Origin of the sequence: Frankia canadensis, assembly GCF_900197875.1 — a bacterium.
GTDB classification, from domain to species: domain Bacteria; phylum Actinomycetota; class Actinomycetes; order Frankiales; family Frankiaceae; genus Frankia; species Frankia canadensis.
This window is the reverse complement of record NZ_FZMO01000152.1, coordinates 1-9,123: the sequence shown is the minus strand read 5'-3', so window position 1 is coordinate 9,123 and position 9,123 is coordinate 1. Positions and strand designations below refer to the sequence as shown.

Below are 9,123 nucleotides of genomic sequence, written 5' to 3'. Positions count from 1 at the left end.
GGGCGGTCTCGGTGGGGCTCGGCGGGGCGGTCGTCGGCGCCGCGGTGGCCACCGACAGGGTGATGGTCGACCCGCGCGGCACGTTGCCGCTGGCAGGCGACTGGTCGATGACCGTGCCGGGCGCCACGTTGCTGTTGACGACCGACTGCTGGGTCGCCTGCAGACCCGACTGGCTGAGCAGCTGGATCGCGCTCGAGACCGACCGGTTGGTCACGTCGGGCACGTTGACGTTGGCGCTGACGATGTTCAGGGTCACCATCGCGCCCGGCTTGACCGGCGATCCGGCCGCAGGGTCGGTGCTGTCCACCGTGCCGACCTTGTGCGACGACGGGTTGGCGTAGACCTGAGAGTTCGGCGTCAGACCGAGGCTGCGCAGCTCGGCCTCGGCGGCGGCCTGAGGTTTGCCGATGAGATCATCCGGGATCGTCACGTCCCCGGCAGCCTTGCCCACGGTCAGGGTGATGACCCCGTCGATGGCGACCTTGCTGCCCTGCGCGGGATCGACCTTGATGACCTGCCCGGCCTTGTCCGGAGCGTCGACCGTGACGATGCGTGGCGTGCCGCGATACCCGGTGCTCTGCAGCCGGGCCCGGGCCTGCGTCTCGCTCTGGCCGACGAGGCCGGAGGGGATGGTGATCTGCTCCGCCGAGCCGCCGCCGCCACCGCCGAGGAACGAGGTCGCGAGCAGCACGACCGCGACGAACACCACGACGATCCCGAGGCCGGCGAGGATGTACTTCCACGTCTGGGACCGCTGCGGGTCGGGCAGTGCCCGGCGGTCGATGGCGCCGGTGACGTCGTAGCGGTCGAACGGGCCGGTGCCGAACCGGCCGTCGTCGTAGCCGTCGTCCCGGTAGGACGTCGCGTCCGCCTCGAACCGGTCGTCGCTGCCGTAACGGTCCCGGGTGGGGTAGCCGGCGCGGTCGCCGCGGCCCATCAGCGCGGTGCTGGCGGCCGTGGCGGGGCCGAGGGTGGTGGCGGCACCGTTGGCGCCACCACCATCCATCATGGCGTGTACGCGGCGCCCGGCCAGGGCGCGTTCCAGATCGTCGCGCATCTCACCCGCGGTCAGATACCGGTCGTCCGCGTCCTTCTCCATCGCCTTGAGGACGATCGCGTCGGCCTCGAGGGAGATGTCCCGGTCGTGCGCGGACGGCGGGTCCGGGTCCTCCCGGACATGCTGGTAGGCGACGGCGACCGGGTTGTCGCCGCGGAACGGCGGGGAGCCGGTGAGCAGCTCGTAGAGCAGCACCCCGGTGGTGTAGACGTCGCTGCGGGCGTCCACGCGGGCGCCGCGGGCCTGCTCGGGCGACAGGTACTGGGCGGTGCCGATCACGGCGGCGGTGGCCGTCATCGTCGATGACGTGGCGGTGGTGGCCCGGGCGATGCCGAAGTCCATCACCTTGACCGAGCCGTCCGGGCTGAGCATCACGTTCGCCGGCTTGATGTCCCGGTGGATGATGCCCATCCGGTGGCTGTAGTCCAGCGCGGCGCAGACGTCGGCGGTGATCTCCATCGCGCGACGCTCGGTGAACCGGCCCTCGGCCTGCAGCGCGTCGCGCAGCGTCCGGCCCTCGATGAACTCCATGACGATGTACGGGATGTGCGTCCCGTTGATCTCGTCCTCGCCGGTGTCGTACACCGAGACGATCGCCGGGTGGTTCAGCGCCGCGGACGACTGCGCCTCGCGCCGGAAACGGGCGAGGAACGTCGGGTCGCGGGCGAGGTCCGAGCGCAGCGTCTTGATCGCGACCTCACGGCCCAGGCGGATGTCCCGGCCGCGGTAGACCTCGGCCATGCCGCCATAGCCGATGCCGGCGCCCAGCTCGTAGCGGCCGCCGACGAGCTGCGGAGCCGCGTCGGGCGTGTACATCTCCGTCGCGTCGGTCACGAATACTCCCCCGCCGTCGCCCCTCCCGCGCCGGAGACCGCCGACCCGGCACTGCCGTTGACGATTTCATCACCGAATGAGGTCGGGTACACCACCCCTGGTGGTGTGGCGGCCGAGTTCGATTCGGAACCATTGCTGGAGAACAACTTGTTGGTCACGAAGGCGGTAATGGCGATCGTGAGGACCAACAGAATGATCAGGACCGGCAGGGGCAGCGCCAGGCGGCCGGAGCCGCGCCCGGCGTCCGTGCGGCGGCGGGCGGCGCGTCCCTGCCAGGCCTCGTCCGCGTCGCCGCCCCCGCCGGGCGGGCGTGACCAGGCGGGCGGGCCGGGCTGGTAGAGCGTGCCCGGATCGCGGCCGCCACCGCGCTCGGCGCCCCCCCGGTAGCCACCGTCCCCACCGTATCCGGGCTCGTCGCCGTACCCGGTCTCGGGGCCGTAGCCACCCTGCTGCCCGTACCCGGTCGGCTCGGCCGGCCCGCGGTAGGCGGTCTCGCCGTAGCCGGCGTCGTGGTAGTCGGTGTCGGCGAACGGCGGGCTGTGCATGGCGGTGGCGGGCAGGTTCGGTCCGCCGGGGGCGGCACCGGGCGCCGCCTGGGTGCGGTCCGGGCCGGAGCCGGCGCGGCCGGGCCCGCTCGTCCGCCCGGACGGCGGGTTCTGCGCCGGCGGCAGCCAGGACGGCGGCCGGTTGCGGGCGGTGGCGCGCAGCGGGCGGCCTGTCTGCCCGCCGGTCGGCGGGATGCCGGCACCCGGGCCGGGATGGCGTGCGGTCGCGTCGGGCGGGCTGGATGCCTGGCCCGGCCAGCGGCCGGGGGAGTCGGGCGGCCACAGGTTGCGCCGGATGCCCGCCGCCGAGCGGGCGAACGCGCCCGCCGAGCTCGGCCGGCGGCTCGGGTCCTTGGCCATCGCCGACTCGACCAGTGCCCGCACCTGGTACGGGACGTCCGAGGGCAGCGGCGGCGGGGTGTCCTGCTGGTGGGCCATCACCACGACGATCGGGTTGCGGTCGTCGAACGGCCGGCGCCCGGCCAGACACTCGTAGGCGACCACGCCGAGCGAGTAGACGTCGGACGCCGGCGTCACCGGCCGCCCGGACGCCTGCTCGGGCGACACGTAGTAGGCGGTGCCCATCATGATGCCGGTCGCGGTCAGCGGGGCGGCGTCGACCGCGCGGGCGATGCCGAAGTCGGTCACCTTGACCGCGCCGTCCGGGCGCAGCAGCAGGTTGCCGGGCTTGACGTCGCGGTGCACGACGCCGAGGGCGTGCGCGGCCTGCAGGGCGTCGGCGGCCTGGCCGAGGATGTCGAGCATCCGCTCGGGGGCCAGCCGCTTCTCCCGGTGCAGCGCGGCCGACAGCGGCTCGCCCTCGACCAGCTCCATCACCAGATAGGCGGTGGGGTAGTCGTCGGCGGTCGCGACCTCGCCGTAGTCGTAGACGGACGCGACGCCCGGGTGCGACAGCCGCGCCGCGTGCCGCGCCTCACCGCGGAATCGGACGAGGAACGACTCGTCGCTGGCGTACTCCGGGCGCAGCAGCTTGACGGCCACCGGGCGGCCGAGGGTCTGGTCGTGACCGCGCCACACCTCGCCCATGCCGCCCGCGGCGATCCGGCCGTCGAGCCGGTACCGGTTGTCCAGCACGGTGTTCGGGGACGCGGCACCCGCGAACGGCTGCGAGGGCGACGTCGGGTTGCCGGGGGAGTTGTTCATGGCGTGTCCAATGCGGCCTGCATGACCTGTTTCGCGACGGGGGCAGCGATGGCACCGCCGGTGCCCACCTCGCCCCCGCCGTCCTCGACGATGACGGCGACCGCGACCCTCGGCGCGTCCGACGGCGCGAAGCCGACGAACCAGGCGTGCGGCGGCTCGCCCGTGCCGTGCTCCGCGGTACCCGTCTTACCGGCGACGGAGACGCCGTCGAGCTGTGCCTTGCGGCCGGTTCCCGACGTCACCACGCTCTCCATCATGGTCGTGAGCTGGCCGGCGACGTCGCCGCTGATCGGCTGGCCCAGCTCCTTGGGGCTGGTGCGGCTGATGGTCCGTTTGTCCGGCCCACGCAGTTCGGACACGAGATAGGGCTTCATCTCCTTGCCGCCGTTGGCGATCGCCGCCACCACCTCCGCCATCTGTAGGGGCGTGACCCGCACGTTGTACTGGCCGATCGCCGACTGCGCCGTCTGCGCGCCGTCGAGCGTCGACGGGAAGACGCTGCGGGCCTGTGGCAGGGGGAAGTCGGGGAAGGTCTCGCCGAAGCCGAACGCCTGTGCCTGCTGGCGCAGCACGTCCGCGCCCAGGTCGATGCCGAGCTGCCCGAACGCGGTGTTGCAGGAGATCGTCAGGGCGTGGATGAGGGTGTCGGTCCGGCCGTCGCCGCACGTCTCGCCGTCGAAGTTCGGCAGCGTCGCCGTGCTCTGCGGCAGCCGCAGCTCGTTGGGCGCGGCGATCCGGGTGTCGGGCGTGCGGCCCTGCGCGAGCGCGGCGGCGGCGGTGATGAGCTTGAACGTCGAGCCCGGCGGATAGGTCTGCTGGGTGGCGCGGTTCAGCAGCGGCTGGGCCTTGTCGCTCGACAGCACGCCGTAGGCGGCCGTCGCGGTCTTCTCGGTGTGGCTGGCCAGCGCGTTCGGGTCGTACGAGGGGCTGGTGACCATGGCCAGCACGGCGCCCGTCTTCGGGTCCAGCGCGACGACGGCCCCCTTGCGGTTGCCCAGTGCCTGCGCGGCCGCCTGCTGGACGGCCGGCAGCACCGTGGTGATCACCGAGCCGCCGCGGGGCTGCTTGTTCGTGAACAGCCCGGTGACCCGGCTGGCCAGCAGCCGGTCGTCGTCGCCGGAGAGGAACTCGTCCTCGGAGCGCTCCATCCCGGCGGCGGTGAACAGGGTGTAGTAGCCGGTGACGTTCGCGTAGAGGCTGCCCGTCGGGTACTGCCGCTGGTACTTGTACTGGTCGTTGGACGGGAGCGAGCGGGCGATCTCGGTGTCGCCGGCGACGATCGCGCCGCGCTGCCGCTCGAGCCGCTCGGTGACCTGGCGGCCGTTGGTCGGCTGGGTCTTGAGGCTGCTCGCCTGGCCCACCTGCAACCAGTTCGCGTTCACCAGCAGCGCGGCGAACAGCACGACGCAGGCGACGGCGACCTTCCGCGCCGGGCGGTTCATGTCGTCTTCACCACCTGTGTGGGGCTCTCGGAGACCGCGCCCGGATCGAACAGCGGGGCATCCAGGACGGGTTCGGGGGCGCGCCGCGCGCTGTCACTCACCCGCAGCAGCAGGGCGATGATCGCGGCATTGGCCACGATGGACGATCCACCATAGGAGACGAACGGCAGGGTGAGCCCGGTGAGTGGGATGAGCCGCATCACCCCGCCGACCTGCACGAACACCTGAAGCGCCAGGGTGAACGACAGGCCCGTCGCGATCAGTTTGCCGAAGGCGTCCTTGGCCCCGAGGGCGGCCCGCATGCCGCGCAGCACGATCAGCGCGTACATGGTCAGGATCGCCATCACCCCGGTCAGCCCCAGCTCCTCGCCGAGGCTCGCCATGATGAAGTCGGTGTTCGCGAACGGCACCTTCTGCGGGTGGCCCTGGCCGAGCCCGGTGCCGGTGATACCCCCGGCGGCGAACCCGTAGAGGCCCTGCACGAGCTGGTAGGACTGGTTGGACGGGTTGTCGCCGTCGAAGGCGTGCAGCCAGCCGTTGACGCGGACCTGCACGTGGCCGAACAGGTGGTAGCCGATCACCGCGCCGATCATGAAGAGCAGCAGGCCGAAGATGATCCACGAGGCCCGCTCGGTGGCCACGTAGAGCACGACCATGAACATCCCGAAGAACAGCAGGGACGAGCCGAGGTCGTTCTGCACCACCAGGATGCCGAGGCTCGCCAGCCACGCGACCAGCAGCGGGCCGAGGTCGCGGGCACGCGGCAGCTTCATGCCGAGCACGGAGCGCGAGGCGAGCGAGAGCACGTCCCGCTTGTTCACCAGGTAACCGGCGAAGAACACCAGAATGATGATCTTCGAGACCTCGCTGGGCTGGAACGAGAACGGCCCGATCCGCAGCCACAGGCGGGCGCCGTTGATGCTCGTGCCGATGCCCGGGACGATCGGCAGCAACAGTCCCACGATGCCGACGAGCCCCGCCGTGTAGGCGTACCGGGCGAGGCTTCGCAGATCCCGCACCACCGCCAGGACCAGCACGAAGACGATGACCGCCAGCAGCGTCCAGACCAGCTGGACCTGGGCCGCGCTCGGTGGGATGTGGGTGCCGGCCCGTTTGGCCGCCTCGCTCTTGGCCAGGTCGAGCCGATAGATCATCACCAGCCCGAGCCCGTTGAGGGTCACCACCAGCGGCAGCAGCACCGGATCCGCCGCCGGGGCGAAGCGCCGCACCGCGAGGTGCGCCAGCGCCCACAGGCAGAAGAACCCCATGCCGATCGTCAGGACCTCCAGCGACAGCTGTCCGACGTCGGCGAGGGTCAGCGCGGCCAGCGCGCTCGTCGCCACCACACCGGCGTAGACGAGCAGGGCCAGCTCGCGCCGGCGGTACGGCGGGAGGTCGTTGCCCCGCGGCAGCGGCAGCCCGGCGAAGGTGGCGGTGAGATCCGCCGACCTCGGCCTGCGCAGCGGGGGGAGGGGAATCGGCGGGCGGGTCATCGCTGGCCTGAGGTCACGGGGACGAAGTGGGCGAGGGCGGACATCCTGGCACGGCGGTGACACCGGGGGCCTGGGTCGCCTGCGCGCAGGCCGCCGTCAGCAGGCCGCCACCGGCGGGCAGCGAGGGCGATTTCGGCCGTTCGGTCGGGGTCGGACTGGGCGAGGGGAGTGCCGCCGGTCTGGTGGGGGTGGGCTTGTCCAGCGAGTCGATGATCTGCTCGCCGTCCGCCCGGCTGTCGGCCGGGATGCCGCTGCGCAGGTCGTCCCGGTCGAGCTCGGCGACGTCGGACAGCGGCTGGTGGTGCGACAGCGCCGACGAGAACGAGACGCCGAGGAGGCTGCCCTTCACCCCCTGGAACAGCGTCACGCGGTCCTCGTCGTCGACGCCGACGTAGTACTGGCCGCGGACCCAGGCCCAGCTGCCCGCGGCACCGGCGACGACAAGAACGAGCACGATGGTGGAGACGAACAGGACCCGCCGCCCGTTGCGGCGCCTGCCGGCCCCTGCCCCCTCCCCGTCCGCGTCGTCGCCCTCGTCGTCGCCGCGGTCACTGGCCTGCTGCTGACGGTCCCGGCGGTGGAACCCCGACCGGCCGATGCGCGCGGCCTTCGCCGCCGCCGACTCCGTGTCGGGATGGCGGGGGTCGGGACCACTGCGCGCCGAGGCCGCCCCCGGCACCACGCGCTTCTCCGCCGCCGCGCCCGCGACCAGCGGGTACGGCAGTGCCTCGCCGTGATCCTCCTCGATGTCGGCGATGACGACCGTGATGTTGTCCGGTCCGCCGCCCTTGAGCGCGAGGTCGACGAGCTGGTCGACCGCCTCCTGCGGGGTGGGCAGGAGCAGCGTCTCGAGGATCGTGTCCTCGCTGACCACGCCGGACAGACCGTCGGTGCACAGCAGGTACCGGTCGCCGGGGACCGCCTGGCGCACCGACAGGTCGGGCTCGACCTCCCGGCCGTCGAGGGCACGCATCAACAGCGAGCGCTGGGGATGCGTGTTGGCCTGCTCCGGGGTGATCCGCCCCTGGTCGACCAGGTCCTGCACCAGCGTGTGGTCGTGGGTGACCTGGCTGAGGACGCCGTCGCGCAACAGGTAGGCGCGGGAGTCCCCGACGTGCAGCACGCCGAGCATGTCGCCCGACGAGAGCACCGCCGTCACCGTCGTGCCCATCCCGTCGAGGGCGCTGTTCTCCAGCGACATCTCGCGCAGCTGGCGGTTGGCGTCGCGGACGGCCTCGTTCAGCTCGACGACGAGGTCGTCGCTGTCGACCTCGTCGTCGAGATCGGCCAGGCGGGAGATCACGGTGGAGCTCGCGACCTCGCCCGCGGCATGACCGCCCATGCCGTCGGCCACCGCCAGCAGACGCTGGCCGGCATACGCGGAGTCTTCGTTTCCTTCCCGTACGTGCCCGACATCCGAGCGGACGGCGAAGTGAAGCCTGAGGCTCACCGGTGGAGCTCCAGGACCGTCTTCCCGATCCTGACCGGCGCGCCGAGAGGTACCGGCATGGGACTGGTCACCTTCGTACGGTTGAGGTATGTGCCATTGGTCGAGCCCAGGTCCTCGACGAACCACTGCCCGTCGTGGGGCACGAGTCTCGCATGCCGTCCTGATGCGAAGTCATCCTCGAGGACCAGAGTCGAGTCCTGTGCCCGTCCGATGGTGACAGGGGACGATCCTAGCGGAATCGTTGTGCCTGCCAAGTGCCCCTTGGTTACCACGAGTTTGCTCGGAGACCGCGGCTTGTGCACTGGTTGCGGAGGCGGCGACGGGGGTGTCGGGCGTGCCATGGGCGGTGGTCCGCGCCGCTGCTGACGCTTCGTGGGGCCGAACATGTCCAGCCGCACGGCCCGCACCGCGACCAGGACGAAGCCCCAGAGCAGCGCGAGAAAGCCGATCTTGACGATCAGCAGGACGAGTTCGCTGGGCTCGGTCGGGTCCATCGACGACTACCAGCCCCGATCAGGGCGTGACCGGCCACGCCCCCCGCCGCCGCCCGGCCGCGGGACGTCCATCTGGCCCGGCAGCTGCGTCTGCGCGTCGTACACGTCCTCCAGCGGCTCCAGGCCGTCGTCCATCGCGGGCCGGGCCCGCTGGGGCTCGCGGCGAGGATCATCGCCCCAGACGTCGTCGCCGCGCTCGCCAGGGGAATCGCGTGGGTCGCGCCGGTACGGGTCGTGCCCGCCGCGCGCCGGGCGGCCCACGCGGTCCCGATCGGAGGTCCGGTCCCGATCGGAGGTCCGCTCCCGATCCGCGTAGCGGTCCCGCGCGGCGTACCGGTCCTGGCCCGCGTAGCCGTCGGCCCCGGCCGACGGGCCCCGCCCGCGGTCCCGCGGGCCCGGATCGCTCACCGAGCGCGCCGGCCCATCCCGATACGGATCCGGCGGATACGACTGCCCCGGGCGCGCGTCACGCGGCGCGTACGGCTCGGCGCGGCCGCCGCGCGGCGTCGACCCGCCGCGCGGCGTCGACCCGCGGCGATACGGATCGTCCGGCGGTGGCGTCGGGCGCCGGTCCGGCGGCGCCGTCGGGCGCTGCGCCACCCGCTCGGGGATGGGAGTCGACCGGGCGGCGCCCCGCCCCGCCC

At 72.6% G+C, this 9,123-nt stretch carries 6 protein-coding genes and 1 pseudogene; all 7 read right to left on the bottom strand.

What is annotated here, in order from left to right; genetic code table 11:
* Nucleotides 1-1,891: Stk1 family PASTA domain-containing Ser/Thr kinase (pknB, locus tag C1A33_RS14250; protein WP_101832000.1), on the bottom strand; the 1,891-nt coding region annotated here is incomplete at its 3' end.
* Nucleotides 1,888-3,600, bottom strand: a complete 1,713-nt coding sequence (locus tag C1A33_RS14245) for a serine/threonine-protein kinase (RefSeq protein ID WP_101831999.1) — start codon at nucleotides 3,598-3,600, stop codon at nucleotides 1,888-1,890. The genes pknB and C1A33_RS14245, both read right to left, overlap by 4 nt.
* Entirely contained in the window at nucleotides 3,597-5,042 is a 1,446-nt protein-coding gene (locus C1A33_RS14240) for a peptidoglycan D,D-transpeptidase FtsI family protein (RefSeq protein ID WP_101831998.1), read from the bottom strand. The genes C1A33_RS14245 and C1A33_RS14240 overlap by 4 nt, the downstream gene beginning before the upstream one ends.
* Nucleotides 5,039-6,535 (bottom strand): FtsW/RodA/SpoVE family cell cycle protein, encoded by a 1,497-nt coding sequence (locus C1A33_RS14235; RefSeq protein WP_101831997.1) that lies wholly within the window; start codon nucleotides 6,533-6,535, stop codon nucleotides 5,039-5,041. The genes C1A33_RS14240 and C1A33_RS14235 overlap by 4 nt, the downstream gene beginning before the upstream one ends.
* 13 nt (nucleotides 6,536-6,548) lie before the next feature.
* Nucleotides 6,549-7,985, bottom strand: a complete 1,437-nt coding sequence (locus tag C1A33_RS14230) for a PP2C family protein-serine/threonine phosphatase (protein WP_101831996.1) — start codon at nucleotides 7,983-7,985, stop codon at nucleotides 6,549-6,551.
* Entirely contained in the window at nucleotides 7,982-8,479 is a 498-nt protein-coding gene (locus C1A33_RS14225; RefSeq protein ID WP_101831995.1) for an FHA domain-containing protein FhaB/FipA, read from the bottom strand. Before C1A33_RS14225 ends, C1A33_RS14230 begins: the two co-directional genes overlap by 4 nt.
* A gap of 6 nt (nucleotides 8,480-8,485) precedes the next feature.
* Nucleotides 8,486-9,123 (bottom strand): annotated as a pseudogene (locus tag C1A33_RS34895) (DUF2662 domain-containing protein); the annotation flags it as partial.